11 protein-coding genes are annotated in these 13,707 nt (G+C 52.5%); 7 read left to right on the top strand and 4 right to left on the bottom strand.

The window, feature by feature from the left end; genetic code table 11:
- The first annotated feature begins 413 nt into the window (after positions 1-413).
- Complete coding sequence (locus tag Q8W24_RS14525) at positions 414-1,496, top strand: hypothetical protein (protein ID WP_305415577.1); 1,083 nt, start codon at positions 414-416, stop codon at positions 1,494-1,496.
- A 288-nt stretch (positions 1,497-1,784) separates the two neighbouring features.
- Here the strand turns inward: Q8W24_RS14525 and Q8W24_RS14520 are convergent, their stop codons facing one another.
- On the bottom strand, positions 1,785-2,822 hold the full coding sequence (locus Q8W24_RS14520; RefSeq protein WP_305475770.1) for a helix-turn-helix domain-containing protein: 1,038 nt from the start codon (positions 2,820-2,822) through the stop codon (positions 1,785-1,787).
- Between the two features lie 730 nt (positions 2,823-3,552).
- Between Q8W24_RS14520 and Q8W24_RS14515 the strand changes: the two genes are divergently transcribed.
- From Q8W24_RS14515 to Q8W24_RS14505, 3 genes are read left to right on the top strand one after another with little or no spacing between them, the layout of a single operon-like run.
- Positions 3,553-4,605 carry a TRAP transporter substrate-binding protein gene (locus Q8W24_RS14515; RefSeq protein WP_303434452.1) on the top strand — a complete coding sequence of 351 codons (1,053 nt, stop codon included), beginning with the start codon at positions 3,553-3,555 and terminating at the stop codon, positions 4,603-4,605.
- On the top strand, positions 4,602-5,120 hold the full coding sequence (locus Q8W24_RS14510; RefSeq protein ID WP_303434453.1) for a TRAP transporter small permease: 519 nt from the start codon (positions 4,602-4,604) through the stop codon (positions 5,118-5,120). The genes Q8W24_RS14515 and Q8W24_RS14510 overlap by 4 nt, the downstream gene beginning before the upstream one ends.
- Entirely contained in the window at positions 5,117-6,436 is a 1,320-nt protein-coding gene (locus tag Q8W24_RS14505) for a TRAP transporter large permease (protein ID WP_305415580.1), read from the top strand. The genes Q8W24_RS14510 and Q8W24_RS14505 overlap by 4 nt, the downstream gene beginning before the upstream one ends.
- Positions 6,437-6,589: 153 nt before the next feature.
- Here the strand turns inward: Q8W24_RS14505 and Q8W24_RS14500 are convergent, their stop codons facing one another.
- Positions 6,590-7,525, bottom strand: coding sequence for a DMT family transporter (locus Q8W24_RS14500; RefSeq protein ID WP_305475768.1), 936 nt, complete (start codon positions 7,523-7,525; stop codon positions 6,590-6,592).
- Between the two features lie 359 nt (positions 7,526-7,884).
- Between Q8W24_RS14500 and Q8W24_RS14495 the strand changes: the two genes are divergently transcribed.
- Together Q8W24_RS14495 and Q8W24_RS14490 are read left to right on the top strand one after the other, a co-directional pair.
- On the top strand, positions 7,885-9,108 hold the full coding sequence (locus tag Q8W24_RS14495) for a nucleoside recognition domain-containing protein (protein WP_303434456.1): 1,224 nt from the start codon (positions 7,885-7,887) through the stop codon (positions 9,106-9,108).
- A gap of 76 nt (positions 9,109-9,184) precedes the next feature.
- Positions 9,185-9,736, top strand: coding sequence for a DUF2889 domain-containing protein (locus Q8W24_RS14490; RefSeq protein ID WP_303434457.1), 552 nt, complete (start codon positions 9,185-9,187; stop codon positions 9,734-9,736).
- Between the two features lie 95 nt (positions 9,737-9,831).
- Here Q8W24_RS14490 and Q8W24_RS14485 read toward each other — a convergent pair whose 3' ends face one another.
- Both Q8W24_RS14485 and Q8W24_RS14480 read right to left on the bottom strand, forming a co-directional pair.
- Positions 9,832-10,827: a YafY family protein gene (locus tag Q8W24_RS14485; RefSeq protein WP_303434458.1), complete on the bottom strand. Its 996-nt coding sequence runs from the start codon at positions 10,825-10,827 to the stop codon at positions 9,832-9,834.
- 488 nt (positions 10,828-11,315) lie between these two features.
- Positions 11,316-12,254 (bottom strand): ABC transporter substrate-binding protein, encoded by a 939-nt coding sequence (locus tag Q8W24_RS14480; protein ID WP_303434459.1) that lies wholly within the window; start codon positions 12,252-12,254, stop codon positions 11,316-11,318.
- Between the two features lie 876 nt (positions 12,255-13,130).
- Between Q8W24_RS14480 and tsaA the strand changes: the two genes are divergently transcribed.
- The gene (gene tsaA / locus Q8W24_RS14475; RefSeq protein WP_305415585.1) at positions 13,131-13,613 is read left to right on the top strand and encodes a tRNA (N6-threonylcarbamoyladenosine(37)-N6)-methyltransferase TrmO; all 483 of its coding nucleotides are present in this window, start codon (positions 13,131-13,133) and stop codon (positions 13,611-13,613) included.
- Positions 13,614-13,707 lie beyond the last annotated feature (94 nt).

Raw genomic sequence — 13,707 nt, 5'->3', positions numbered from 1 at the left:
AGGAGTCCGGTGTGTCAGGATGGTTTTGACTGCGTTGGGTTCGATCGTCACCCATTCAGATTACTGGGGAATAGGGTTGAGATTACTGGGGTTTTCAGGGGCTGGTGTGGGTGGCCTGGGGTTGATGGCTATTGGGCTGGTTGTGGCTGGTTCTGTTGCGGGCTGGTTGTCGGCCATAACAAAAAGTAACCCGTTGTGACCCATAATCGATGAAAAAAATCTCTGGTATCTCAAAAAGTTATGGCAGCAAGCGGTAATTCGATGGCTTTTTACACGCAGCGTATGGTGTTTTCAATATATGTACAGCCTTTCTGATAAGGCTGTACGACACTGGAGGGGTTGATTGACTGACGCTTGTTTGACAGCAGAGCAACCGTTGGAGAACGAAAACAATAAATAATAAAGGCGTAAACATGAAGAAGCATACATTAGCTTTGGCTATTGCATCATCCGTACTGGCATCCGCTGCCAGTGCAGGACAAGTCGCTGAAATGAATGGCGTCACCTACAGCGTTGGCGGTTACATCAAGGCAGAAGGCGTGTTTAACCGTCCGGATGCCGATGCCGCTAACGATGTCAGTAATTCTTTTGATGCGACTGCTCGTCAGTCTCGTCTGAATTTCAAAACCGAGCGTGTTGTGGATGGCCATAAAATCACGACCTTTATTGAGGGTGACTTTTACGGCGGTTATTTCAACTCTTCAACTTATGACTGGCGTTTGCGTCACGCTTATATGCAAATCGATAAGGTTACTCTGGGACAAACCTGGAGTGGTGCTTTCTTTGCAACTGCTCCAATGGATGCTGCCCAGGTTAACTTCTGGGGTCCTGGTCTTGGTACGATTGGTGGTAACGGCGGTACCATTCGCCCGAACCTGGTGATGCACTACACCTCTGGCCCGGTTCGTATCAGCTTGCAGGACCCTGTGAATACCGGTGCGGCTTTCCCGGACATGGTGGCGGCTTATACCCAACGTTTTGAAGGTGGCTCCGGCTACACTGTCGCGGCGGTTGGCCGTGATGTCGCTCAGGGCGATGGTTCCAACAATGACGATGAAAACTCCGTCTTTGGTGGTGGTTTCTCTTTCGCCGGTAAACTGGGTATGGGTGATGTCACTCTGTACGGCAGTGCTTACACTGGTAAAGGCTTGGGCGTTTACACCGGTTTTGGTGTTGCAGGAGCTTATGGTGGGAAAAACTCCGATGCGGAAGATGGCAAGCTGGTACAACAAACCGGTTATACCGCCGCAGTGGCTTACCAGGTTAACGAAAAAACCAAAGCCACCATTCGTATGGCTCACATTGGTGTCGATGATGACGCTGACAGCGAGCTGAATGCCATGAATGCCAACGTGATCTACAACTACACCAAGGGTCTGGATCTGGGGGTTGAATTCCGTAAGCAGGACGTGGGTACATTAAACAACACCAGCACTTTCCCTAACATCCGTCCGAAGGGTAAGCAGCTGGAAGTGATGGCCATTTACAAGTTCTGATCCCGGAGCCGGGCAGCAACGGTTGTGGTGTGCTGTCCGGTCGGGCCTGACGCGCTGTTTGAAAAACAGCTCCGTCAATGTGTTTGTTATCGTTGTTCTGCAAGCAAGAGTGGCCACACTCTTGTTACAACAGGAAACCGGGCTTGCCCGGTTTTTTTGTGTCTGTCTGTGGGCAGGGTGAGGATAAAAGGCATGTGGTTTTTGACGAACCAGGTGCTCCATTCAGAGCTCCATTCAGTCAGTAGCTCCATCCAGTAGCCCAGAGTGAGCTCCGGATTAAATACCGGATTAAATAGATGCCCCCGCTGGGGCAGTGGCATCTTGCTGGCGGCGTTTGCGCAGCGTCTCAGAGGGTGATTCGCCATACTGTTCGCGGAAGTAAGCGGCAAAACGACTGAGGTTGGTAAAGCCGTAGCGGGTCGCGATATGAGTGATGTTGTGCTCTGGGCAGTGCTGGATATCGGCGTAGGCGGCTTCAAGTTTGCGGTGGCGGATAAATACTGAGGGTGTGATCCCCAACTCCCGATTAAACAGGTTGTAGAGAGTTTTGACGCTGACCTTGCAGGCAGAAGCAATATCACGGAGATCAAAATCTTCGGTGATATGGGTCATCACCAGCTGCCGTACCTGTTCAATTTGCGGGTGTTTGCTGATGGTTGGCTGTCCGGGTTGTTGTTGCTGGATCGTGACACTGTCCAGCAGGGTATCGTACAGCAGCTGTTCATAGCAGCGCCGGGTGGCCGCTGTGATCGGGCGTGAGGCCGAAGCTCGCATCGCCTGCAGAATATGATAAAGCGCTTCTGGCAGGGCGTCATCGGTATCAGAAAGCTGCAAGGTGAGGTCAGCCGTATCGCTATTGTGATCCTGGGAATACCCCATCGCGGCCAGGGCTTGCAGCAACTCCGGGGCCGGAATGGATAACGTCATCACCCGGCAGCCTGGTGGATAACCCAGCACTAGCGCCGTGCCCGGATTCAGCAAGCATCCAGTATGGGTTGGCGACTCTGGTTGCCTGGTGTTGTGCGGATTTTCAGGGTGACTTTCGATCACCAGCAACAACAGATAACTGTCGGCACTGGTGCGGCAGAGCAGTTCGGTCTGCTCAACAAAGAGCAGCTCGGAAATCATCAGTTTGCCAAACAATTTGCACTCGTGTTGCTGCAGCACCGGTACGGCAGCGGTGTGAGTATCCGCGCCCGGGCGTAATAAGAGAGCTGCCCCTGAACGGTTGTCCAGTCGCCACCGTGGCAGCGATGGATTGTCCGGTTCTGACGGATAGGGAACCAGTGTCAGGGTAACGGGCAGGGACATCGATGTATCAGGCATAAATCCCCTCGTACTATGTGGTTGAATCCCTGAATACCGTCAGCATGCTGCTGGTACTTAAATGACATACTGATTGTCCGGTGCATCCATCGATCGGCACAGCAGCGCGAGACGCGCCTGTTTTTCTGTCGGCCAGTATGCCTGCAACATCTTGGCTTGTGCTACTCATCCGGTATTCCAATTTTCTCCGAGTGCTATTTGTTTTTGCTATAGCCTGAAGCTGTTGCGAGTGCTGCCAACAGCTTCTGATCACGCTGTTCGGCCAACATGACCGAGCCACGGCTGGCTGCTCAGAGTCAGCCGGATTTTATCCATAATAAGCTAAAAAGAGGCTGTTTATGGGGGTTTGTCGGGTTTTTTGCTGGCTGTTGATGGGATATTAAAAGGCTATTTATGAGATGTTGACAGGCTGGTTTGTACCATCAAAAGCGTTGTCTAATAACGTTAAAAACAGAAGAGATTGCCATCGATAGATAACCTCTATGCAAAAAATGAATGGCTCTTATGCTTATTTAATTATCTGCATGGCGGCTCGGGATGCTAGCTTGATACCGTTGATCAAGTTGCTGTTTAGTAACTGCCAGTTGCCATGATCCAGTGAGTGTACTGGTGCCAATAAGGATGAATTACATCCAGACAAAAATGTCGGTCAAACCCTCAGACAGTTCCTGGGGTGCATGATTTTGCTGGTGGCAAGATATGCCCGATAAAAATAACAAGGTGACAAACAATGAAATTGAAAAAGCTGCTCCTGACGTTGAGCCTTACCGTTGCTGGTATGGCAACCTTGAACACCCAGGCTGCTGAACCTGAATTTACCTTCAAGTTACATCACTTCCTGACGCCGTTGTCCGCGGCTCACCAAAAAATGATGGTGCCCTGGGCCAACAAGGTGATGGCAGAGTCCGATGGCCGTATCAAAATCGATATTTATCCGGCAATGCAGTTGGGTGGCAAACCGCCGCAGCTGTTTGACCAGGCCCGTAAAGGCGTAGCCGATATTGTCTGGACAGTCGGTGGTTATACTCCGGGCCGTTTCTCGAAAGCTGGTGTGTTTGAATTGCCCTTTATGCCCGCCAGTGCCGAAGCAACCAGTATGGCGATGCAGGAGTATGCCGAAACAGAAATGCAGGATGAGCTGAGCGATGTGCATTTGCTGGCCATTCATACCCATGCTCCGGGTGCACTGCATTCCCGTGACGTGCTGATCAAGACCACTGCGGATATGGAAGGCCTGAAAATGCGGGCACCCAACAAAGCGATGGCTGAAGCCTTCAGTCTGGTCGGCGGTTCCCCGGTATTTATGCCGGTGCCAGCCCTGCCGAGTGCCTTGTCCAAAGGGGTTGTGGATGTAGCGGTGATGCCGTTTGAGGTGGTTAACCCGCTAAAAATACAGCAGTTGGCACCCAACCATACCGAGATCAAGGGTGAACACGGTCTGTATACCCAGTTCTTCCTCTTTACCATGAACAAGAAAGCCTACGCGAAATTACCCGCGGATTTAAAACAGGTGATCGATAACAACTCCGGTATCAACGAAGCCCGCCGTTTGGGTCATGCCATGGACCTGGCCGAGCTGCCGGGATATGCCGCTTCTGAAGCAGAAAACAACCCCTTCTATACCCTGACAGAGGAAGAAACGGCTCGCTGGAAGCAAACCATGCAACCGGTGACTGACGACTGGATAGAAGATATGAATGACGACGGCGAAAATGGTACAGCACTGTACAAAAAAGCCGTTAGCCTGATCAAAAAATACCAGCAGGTCGTTAGTGGCTCATGACTGATATATCCCTGACCCAGCCAGTCTGGCTGGAACAGGTACGTCTCGGTATGGCATGGCTGTCCCGTCAGTTCGCACTGTTGGGCGGTTTTTTGATGCTGATGTTGGCCACCATGACGGTGATCAGCATCACCGGTCGTACGCTGTTTGGTGCTGCTATCGAAGGTGATTACGAGCTGGTGGAAGCTGGCCTGGGTATAACCGTCTTTCTGTTTTTACCGGAAGGCCACCGTTGTAACGGCCATGTGGTGGTGGATATTTTCACCAATAACCTGGCTCCGCGATCCGTCGCCTTGCTGGAAACGGTGGGGGAAGTGTTTTTCCTGATCGTATCACTGGTACTGATCTGGCAGCTGACGCTGGGCGGTATCGATGCCTACGACTATATGGAGCAGAGTATGCTTCTGGAACTGCCGCTCTGGATTGTGTTTGTACCGGGCGTATTGTCTTCCGCCCTGATTGCCCTGACGAGCCTTGATCGTATCGTCACTTTTGTACGTGGAGCCGGGAAATGAGCAATGTAGAACTGGCCTTTGCCATGATGGCATTGCTGATGGTGTTGATGGCGCTGCGTATTCCGATCGCGCTGTCGATGATGGCCTGTGGCGCTCTGGGTTATGGCCTGCTGGCCGGGCCGGAGTCGGTGCTGAACTATATGGGCACGGTACCGGTGTCCAAGTTTTCCACCTTCGACCTGTCGGTGGTACCGTTATTCTTGCTGATGGGCGAACTGGCCACCCGTGCCGGTATTACCCGTGAACTGTTTCGTACCTGCAACGTCTGGGTCGGACAGTTAAGAGGCGGTTTGGCGATGGCGTCGATTTCCGGCTGTGCCGCGTTCGGAGCGATTTGTGGTTCCTCACTGGCCACTGCCTCCACCATGGGCAAGGTCGCCTTGCCAGAAATGAAAGCCAATAATTATCAGCCGGGTCTGGCTGCCGGAGCGCTGGCGGCAGGGGGAACCCTGGGGATTCTTATTCCGCCATCAATGGTGCTGATTATCTTCTCGGTACTGACCGAACAAAATATCGCCAAAATGTTTCTGGCGGCCTTTGTTCCGGGTTTTATGGCGGCGTTCGGCTATATGCTGGCGATTGCGATTTATGTGCGACTGAAACCGGACTCCGGCCCGGCCGGGCCAAAAACCACGTGGGCGCAGAAATTTCGTTCCACCGGTGATGTCTGGCATATTTCGGTGATATTTCTGATTGTTCTGGGCGGTATTTATGCCGGTATCTTTACCCCTACCGAAGCCGCCTCTGTCGGGGTGATCCTGACGGCCATTCTGGCTTTTACCCATGGCAAGATGCGGTTGGCGGATTTTCGCGACAGCATTCTTAAAACGGCGGTATCGACGGCGATGATTTTTTTCATCCTGTTGGGTGCCGATCTGTTCAGCGTTTTTATTGCGCTGACGCAGTTACCCTCATTGGGTGCCGATATGATTCTGGCTGCCGACCTGTCGCCGTATCTGGTGCTGACAATCATGTTGCTGACCTATCTGATTCTGGGCTGTTTTATGGACAGCCTGGCGATGATCTTGCTGACCATTCCGATCTACTACCCGATTATTGCGGTGATGGATTTTGGTATGCCGGCGGAAGATCTGGGCATCTGGTTTGGTATTATTGCGCTGGTGGTGGTTGAAGTCGGTTTGATTACGCCGCCGGTAGGCATGAACGTATTTATCATCAAGTCCTTCGACAAGGATTTGCTGATGACGGATGCATTCAAGGGCGTGATTCCGTTCCTGCTCTCGGATATCTTGCGGGTGATTCTGATGATCATCTTCCCGGGCATCACCTTGTGGGCGGTGCATTTGCTGGGCTGATACCGGATACTGCTTGTTGGTTATTCCGCTGGTTAGAAGACAGTGTGTGTTTTTCACCACTGTCTTTTTTTATGCCGGTTGTTTGTTGTTTGTTGTCGGCCAGTGACCAGTGACCAGGCGTGTGGTCGCCATGAGTGGCGGAGTACCGGCTTTTTATTGTGGCAACCCATCCTGATGCCGCCGTGCCCACAACGAGCGGGCCAGCCAGGGTAGACTCAGCCCGACAATGGTAATGGTAATGCCGAGGATCTGGATCAGACTCAGCTGCACCCCCATGGCCAGCGCAATCAAGGCAGCCGACACCGGCACCAAATTAAAATACAGCGAAGCATTGGCAGCACCAATGGCCTTGACGCCCTGAATCCAGAACAGATACGCCAGCACAGAACCAAAGAGGCTGATGTGCAACAACTGCAGCCACTCGATCGGGTTGAGCAGCTGAATTTCTTGCCAGGGGTGAATCTCCTTGAACAGCAGGCCATACACACTGACCGCCAGCCAGCCCGCCGTCATGGTAACCAGGGTAAACGACATGGGAGGCAGCCAGTGGCTGACGCGTTGTGAGGCAATGGTAAAGGCCGCCCAGCACAACATGCCGATGCTGATCAGCAGGTCACCACGATTAAGGCCGTGTTGCAGCAGCGACATAACATCGCCGTTGGTAATCACCAGGGTTACGCCGATCAGGCCAATGGTCAGACTGATCCACTGTTGAACCGAGAGCCAGCGGCGGGCCAGTGCTCCCGCTGCAATCGACGTCACCAATGGACTGAGCGCCATGATCAGGGCACCGTTGGTGGCCTCGGTGTAGGGCAAACCTTCGTAAAGAGCGAGGTTGAAACTGCCCACCCCGAGCACGCCAAGTGCCGCCAGAACCAGATATTGCGATCCGCTCAGTGTCGGCCAGGGCTTGCGCTGCACCAGCAGATAAAGACAGACACAGACCAGCGCGATCAGAAACCGCCACATCAGCAATGACAGCCCGGAAACCGACTGCAACAGGACTTTGGAAATAGGAAACACACTGCCCCAGCAAATCACGCAAATCAGCAGCATGAGAACAGGCGTGGCTCGGGCTGGCGGGTTCATGGAAGCTCCAGGTTAGATAAACGCCCAGCTTATGGGTTCCTGTGCCAGTCGCAAGCACTAACTTGGTAATGTTCGCCGCGACAACGGTGCCGGATGGCAAAGAATCATTATTTTTTACAGCGCCAGGGAACCAAATGCCGGTAAGTACCTCTTAACACAAGCAGTTTCATTGTTTATCTGCTCTCCCTCTGTTAGATCTAGTTTTGACGGCCCTTGTGGCCGTTTTTTTTGGGATTTTTTCTGGCGCTGGTCGATGGCGTTGAGGTGTTCTGCCGGGCAGGGTGTCGAGCCTGGTTGCTGGACATTCACCACTGAGTGCGTATAAATCGAAGCTCAATGCAGATAGTCGGGAGCCGTGCTTGAATCTTGTTTGGGCGTTGTTTTTTCTGGTCGGTTTTGCCACGGCTCTGGTGCGTTGGGCCGGCGGTGACAGCGAGGTGTTTCAGCAACTGGTGAATGCCAGTTTCGATATGGCGACCCTTTCGGTTGATATTGCTATCGGGCTGATCGGTCTGCTGGCGTTATGGTCGGGACTGTTTGCCATTGCCGAAAAAACCGGTGTTATTCACTGGCTCGGCCGAGGCTTGGCACCGCTGTTTCGGCGGCTGATGCCGGAAGTGCCTGCGGGACATGAAGCACAAGGGGCTATCACCATGAACCTGGCTGCCAATATGCTGGGGTTGGATAACGCCGCCACGCCGCTGGGCATCAAGGCGATGCAGGCTCTGCAAACACTGAATCCTCTCAAAGATACCGCCAGTAATGCCCAGATCCTGTTTCTGGTGCTGAATACCTCCTCTGTCACTTTATTGCCCGTCACCATTTTCATGTACCGTACCCAGTTGGGCGCGGCGAATCCTGCTGATGTATTTGTACCCATTTTATTGGCCACCACCGCGTCCACATTGACGGGTTTGCTGGCGGTGATGTGGTGGCAAAAAATCCGTCTGGATGCCGTACTGCTGGCGTATCTGGGAGGGCTGGTGGCGCTGGTCGCGACCATGGTTTTCTGGCTTGGATCATTACCGGTGGAGCAACTGGCGGATACCTCACAGCAGCTGGCCAACGGTATCATTATGTTGTTGATCGTCAGTCTGATTGCTGCCGGGTTATGGCGGCGACAGCCAGTGTATGAGCAGTTTGTTTGCGGCGCCAAAAGCGGTTTTGAAACCGCGGTGCAGTTGATTCCTTATCTGCTGGCGATGCTGGTGGCGATTGGTGTTTTTCGTGCCAGTGGTGCCCTTGACCTGTTGCTGGATGGCGTGCGCTGGTTGCTGACGGTATTGGGGGTCAGCACGCTGTTTGTTGATGCCTTGCCGGTAGCACTGATGAAGCCGTTCAGCGGCAGCGGTGCCCGCGCCATGATGCTGGATGTGATGAATAGCCAGGGCGTCGACTCAGTGGCCGGGCATATTGCGGCGGTGATGCAAGGCAGTACCGAAACCACCTTTTATGTGCTGGCGGTCTATTTTGGTGTAGTGGGTATTACCCGAATCCGTTATGCCCTCTGGGCCGGGTTGCTCTGTGATGGCGTTGGCATGATCACTGCCGTGGTGGTGGGCTTATGGTTTTTTGATGTGTGAAGCCTGAGGTTTGGGTCTCTTGCGGCAAGCCGGTTATCATACCCGGCTGATTTATCGATTCACTGTGAGTATCCGCATGCCCGAAGACATTCGTCCTGTTACCCGTACACCATTACATCGTCGCCAGATTGACGTGCAGGGCTACCTGCGCAGTGATGGCTTGTGGGAAGTGGAAGCCACCATGATGGATACCAAGCACTACGCATTTCATCTGCGTGACAAGGGTGAGCTGCCGGTTGGTTCCCCCTTGCATGACATGACCATGACCCTGGCGGTTGATGACCGCCTGGTGATTCGGGAAGTGCGTGCTGATATGCGTTCCACACCGTATCGGGATTGCTCTGGCGCTGGGCCTCGCTACGACTTGCTGGTCGGTATCAAAATCCGTTCTGGCTGGATCAATGACGTCAAGGAAGCACTCGGCCGTTCGTATGCCTGTACTCATCTGACCGAATTATTACCGGTGTTGGCAACGGCTGCTTTCCAGACCATTCAAGGTTATCGCCTGCAACATGAGCCTGGTTACGCCAGCAGTCCGGTTAACCGCAAACATATGACGAACACCTGTTATGGCTATCGCGAGGGTGGCCGTGCCGATACGATTTTATGGCAAACAGAAACAGAATGACTGGCCGTATGGTATGCGCTGACGTGGCGCTGGCCTGAGGCGGAGGCGGTGAGTTAGGGATGAATTAGACGGTGAGGCAGGCGCTGGTTCGGGGGTTATTCATACAAGGCCAGCATTTGACGGGTTGTATCCTTGAATTCATCAACCCAGTGTGACGGCGAGGTGACGCGGATATTACGATTCAAACCGTATACCCACCATTTGCTTTCCTGGTCGTCGGTGATGGTAGCCACCAGTCGGTACCAGTCACTGCCATCGTCAAGCGGCGTGATTTCCTGTGTTTGACTGAGTGGTGTTTCACCCAGCAGATAAGCCACTTCGGGGGAAATATCGGCTTCAAGGATGATCTCTCCAGCGGGAGTCCAGCCAAATCGCGAGATGTAATCATCGATATTGAATTGCAGGTTTTCGTCGATATTGTCGTCAGATAACGCCGCATTCGCCATGCGGTGCAGTGCAAAAATAACCGGGTTGGTGTGCTGGTTAGCGGTGGCAATCAGATAGTGGATATTGCCTTTACTGACCATTCCCAGAGGGGAAAACAGCAAGGTTTTCGGGTGATCAGCGCTGCGTTTGGCGTACTGGGCAGTAAATTTTTTGCCCAGCAGTAATGCCTGGGTCAGGGTGGCCCATACCTGGGTATCGACGGTGGGTTTGTGCAGCTGTTTCATTCCGGGTAATACCCGTACCCGGTCGGGCCAGGTACTCAGGTGGCTGCCGTGGCGCTGCAGCGTGGCTTCCGCTTCCATAAACTGGGGTTCGATACCCTGGTACACTTCGGCAGGTAACACCTGTTCCAAATAGGGCTTTGCCTGGATATAGCTCAGGGCAATCACGGCATTACTGGTGGGTGCCAGCTCTTTGCGGCCTTTCATAAAAGACCAGGCCTGGCTGCGGCCCTGTTCGGTGCAATAATAAGCGTAATGCTGGGACAGCTCGACCAGATCCCGTTCAACCGTGCGTTTGTGACAAGGGAAGGAAAGATTGAGTTTTTCCCAGATTGCCCGAGTAGTGATCGGCGTCAGGGGCTCTTCCGGAATCATGCGCAGCATCTCCATGCGGCGTGCAAATGTCGAATAATCGTTAGACATATTTCATATCCTTATGAGCATTGTGTTTGTTATTCCACCGGGCGGTAGTATAACGCGAAATAATGTGAATTGTGTCACATAAGTTGCCTAAGTAAAGCAGGTTGGGGAGTCGTCGGTGGGGTGTTTTCCTGATCCACGTGCAAGGCGAGTGCATGGCAGTGGGGGCACTCATCGGGGAGATCGCTCAGTGCTTTGAACTGGGACTGCCAGGTACACTGTGAGCAGCTGACGTGATAGATAAAAGTGAAGGGCTGTTCCATAGTCTTTTCCAATTTAATCCAGATCTGGCGCATTGTTGGCAGTGAGCGCGGCAAATGGCGTCGCGCAGAACACGGAATAATTGGAGAAAATGGGCAGCGGTGGTTGCTTGCTCTGTTGCAGGGCTGGATTAACAGAGCGAACCTGGGGGAGACGGCTGCTGAAGCCCGCCGTTATGGGTAGCCGTCGCGATTGAGGGCTACCCGGTGAATAATGGGTGAATGAGGGTATCAGTCCTTGAAGCGTGTCTGGCTGGCATCCAGGGTAGACAGGTGCAGATTCCAGTGTTGCAAACCACTCTCGCTATAAACATGCTCGCCTTTCTGGGATTGGGTATGAGGCAATTTATCTATTGCTGTACCGTTCAGCAGCAATTTGACCAGTCGTGCCGCATGACGGCCTTCGTTATACGCTGAGACGGTAAAGCCGCCCGCTGCTTTACCTTTACCAATAAACACATCCCACAAGGCAAAAATCGGAAGGCTCGAGCTGCTGTGAGCCATTTGCATCAGGTCGGTTGGGTCTGCTCGTACGCCCTGGCCGTCCCGAATGGTGTGATACGTGCCGACAATAACAGCGGCGTAGCCATTGGATTTGCCATTGGTGATGGCATTCAGCCAGGTGTCACGATCGTTGGTCAGCAGGATATCCACTTCTGAGCCGTGGATGGTTTCCTTGCGCTGGTCGCCAAAACGTTCCTGGATCGTACTGCGCATGGTGGGAGAATCATCCGCCAGAATCAGGAAGCGATCCGGGTTGGAGACCATCTTGCGTATATGGCGAATACTTTGGTCAAAAAATGGTCGCTCCTGCACCCCGGTCACCCCTTTTTTAAGCAATACCGGGTGCTGTTCTGGCCCACCGTTGATACCGAGAAAGACAATCGGGATACCCAGCGCTTGCAGGGATTCACCCATCAACTCCAGCGCATTGTCGTCACCAATAAGCGCGACTGCCGGCTTTTGTGCCTTGACTCGCTCAAGTATCTGTTGCGCCCGGATTGGCCAGTTATCCTTGGTCAGACGTTTGGTATCGAGGGAATAGGTCTGGATCTGGTGGATTTTACCCAGGCTGTCATCAATGGCTTTGAGGTATTGGGCATCCCATTCGTACTCTGGATGGTAGCTTTCAATAACAGCAATCTGGGCAGCGAAACTGCTCAGAGGCATTATCAGGGCTGTTATACCAGCCAGGAACAATGTGTAGAGTCGGCATCGGGCGACTCGGGTCGTAACATACAAAAACGGCTGGAAGGCAGATAAACAGGGCATGAGAGCGTCCGATTATAGTAATTGGAAAATGATTGTCATATCGATGATGGATTATTCGCTGAGCAGTTTTTTAGCCAGCTATGCTTATTTTTTTATTAGGTATAGCAAAAAATCACAGATCCGTCTAATGCTCTGAGAGTGAAATTAACAGTCCGTCAATTCAAGCGATTAGCCATATATTGATGACTGAAATATCAATTAAAAACAAACAACACGCCCATGCTCGCCTGTATATAAAACAAGCAAGGCAGTTGGTGTGCTGTGTTGTCTTGCGACGGTATACGACATGATTTTGTCTGAAAGCGTCTCTGGCCGGCCATTAAGCCTCATAATAACAGCCTGCCGGTGGTGCAGGAGTTATCGGTTTTTAAATGTAATCGATTGATTTTAATAGCTATTTTATTACGCCGTGCGGTTGTTGTCACCGTGCCATCAGCCGCTGGCTAAGCGGGATGAAAATTGCAGGCAAGTGGTTACCACAAGAAGCGCATGATCTCCGCTGGTACGGGTGTCTGGTTACTGCTCGTCGGTATGAGCGTTTTCCAGGCTGGTCGCTGACGATGTGAGCGGTCTGGGCTGGACGGATTACTGGCGGCAAGGGTTGGGCGAGGGGTGCGTAGCCTGGCTGCAATCCAGTTGCCACGCCATTGCCGGTCGTTGCAAGCCGTTGATCGTGGAGGTCTATAGCGGAGGTTTATCGTGGGGTGTTGCTGCTGGTGTTGTGATCTGAAGCCAGCCGTCAGCGTATAATTGATTAAACTCAGGCAGGACATAATGGATATACATGATATAAGCCCGATCGGAATAATACACTCTCCTTATACTCATATTGCTGGTATGCCCGTTCAGCCCAAGGGCGCTGACGGAGTAGCCGGGCATATTGTTCTGGATAAACAATATCAGGAAGGTCTGCAAGACCTCGATGGGTTCAGCCATATTTATATCTTTTACTGTTTTCATCAGGCTACCCGGACTGCATTACGTGTAACTCCTTTTATGGATACCCAGGAGCGTGGTGTGTTTTCCACCCGTTCGCCATTACGGCCCAATCATATTGGTATGTCGATTGTGAAGCTGACCGGTATTACAGACAATATCTTGCAAGTGGAAGGGGTGGATGTACTGGACGGCACGCCATTGCTGGATATCAAACCCTATATTGACCAATTTGATGCGATCACCAGCAGCACATCCGGCTGGTTGCAAGCCAGCGAAGCCGACGTTAAAAACCGCCGTTCGGATGAACGCTTCCGCTAAACCTGTAGGGGACATCCATTTAATCCTGCACGGCTCTGCGCGAGTGTTGCCGTTGTTCAGGGCAAGGCGACGAATGCAGCGAAATGACTAGTCC

The organism is Oceanobacter sp. 4_MG-2023 (assembly GCF_030689165.1).
Lineage (GTDB): Bacteria > Pseudomonadota > Gammaproteobacteria > Pseudomonadales > Oceanobacteraceae > Oceanobacter.
This window is presented reverse-complemented; position numbering and strand designations above follow the sequence as displayed.

What these genes read in the sequence shown, in the direction of transcription:
- Q8W24_RS14525 (WP_305415577.1), top strand. Translation starts at nt 414, where the DNA reads ATGAAGAAGCATACATTAGCTTTGGCTATTGCATCATCCGTACTGGCA.
- Q8W24_RS14520 (WP_305475770.1), bottom strand. Translation starts at nt 2,822, where the DNA reads ATGCCTGATACATCGATGTCCCTGCCCGTTACCCTGACACTGGTTCCC.
- Q8W24_RS14515 (WP_303434452.1), top strand. Translation starts at nt 3,553, where the DNA reads ATGAAATTGAAAAAGCTGCTCCTGACGTTGAGCCTTACCGTTGCTGGT.
- Q8W24_RS14510 (WP_303434453.1), top strand. Translation starts at nt 4,602, where the DNA reads ATGACTGATATATCCCTGACCCAGCCAGTCTGGCTGGAACAGGTACGT.
- Q8W24_RS14505 (WP_305415580.1), top strand. Translation starts at nt 5,117, where the DNA reads ATGAGCAATGTAGAACTGGCCTTTGCCATGATGGCATTGCTGATGGTG.
- Q8W24_RS14500 (WP_305475768.1), bottom strand. Translation starts at nt 7,525, where the DNA reads ATGAACCCGCCAGCCCGAGCCACGCCTGTTCTCATGCTGCTGATTTGC.
- Q8W24_RS14490 (WP_303434457.1), top strand. Translation starts at nt 9,185, where the DNA reads ATGCCCGAAGACATTCGTCCTGTTACCCGTACACCATTACATCGTCGC.
- Q8W24_RS14485 (WP_303434458.1), bottom strand. Translation starts at nt 10,827, where the DNA reads ATGTCTAACGATTATTCGACATTTGCACGCCGCATGGAGATGCTGCGC.
- Q8W24_RS14480 (WP_303434459.1), bottom strand. Translation starts at nt 12,254, where the DNA reads ATGCCTCTGAGCAGTTTCGCTGCCCAGATTGCTGTTATTGAAAGCTAC.
- tsaA (WP_305415585.1), top strand. Translation starts at nt 13,131, where the DNA reads ATGGATATACATGATATAAGCCCGATCGGAATAATACACTCTCCTTAT.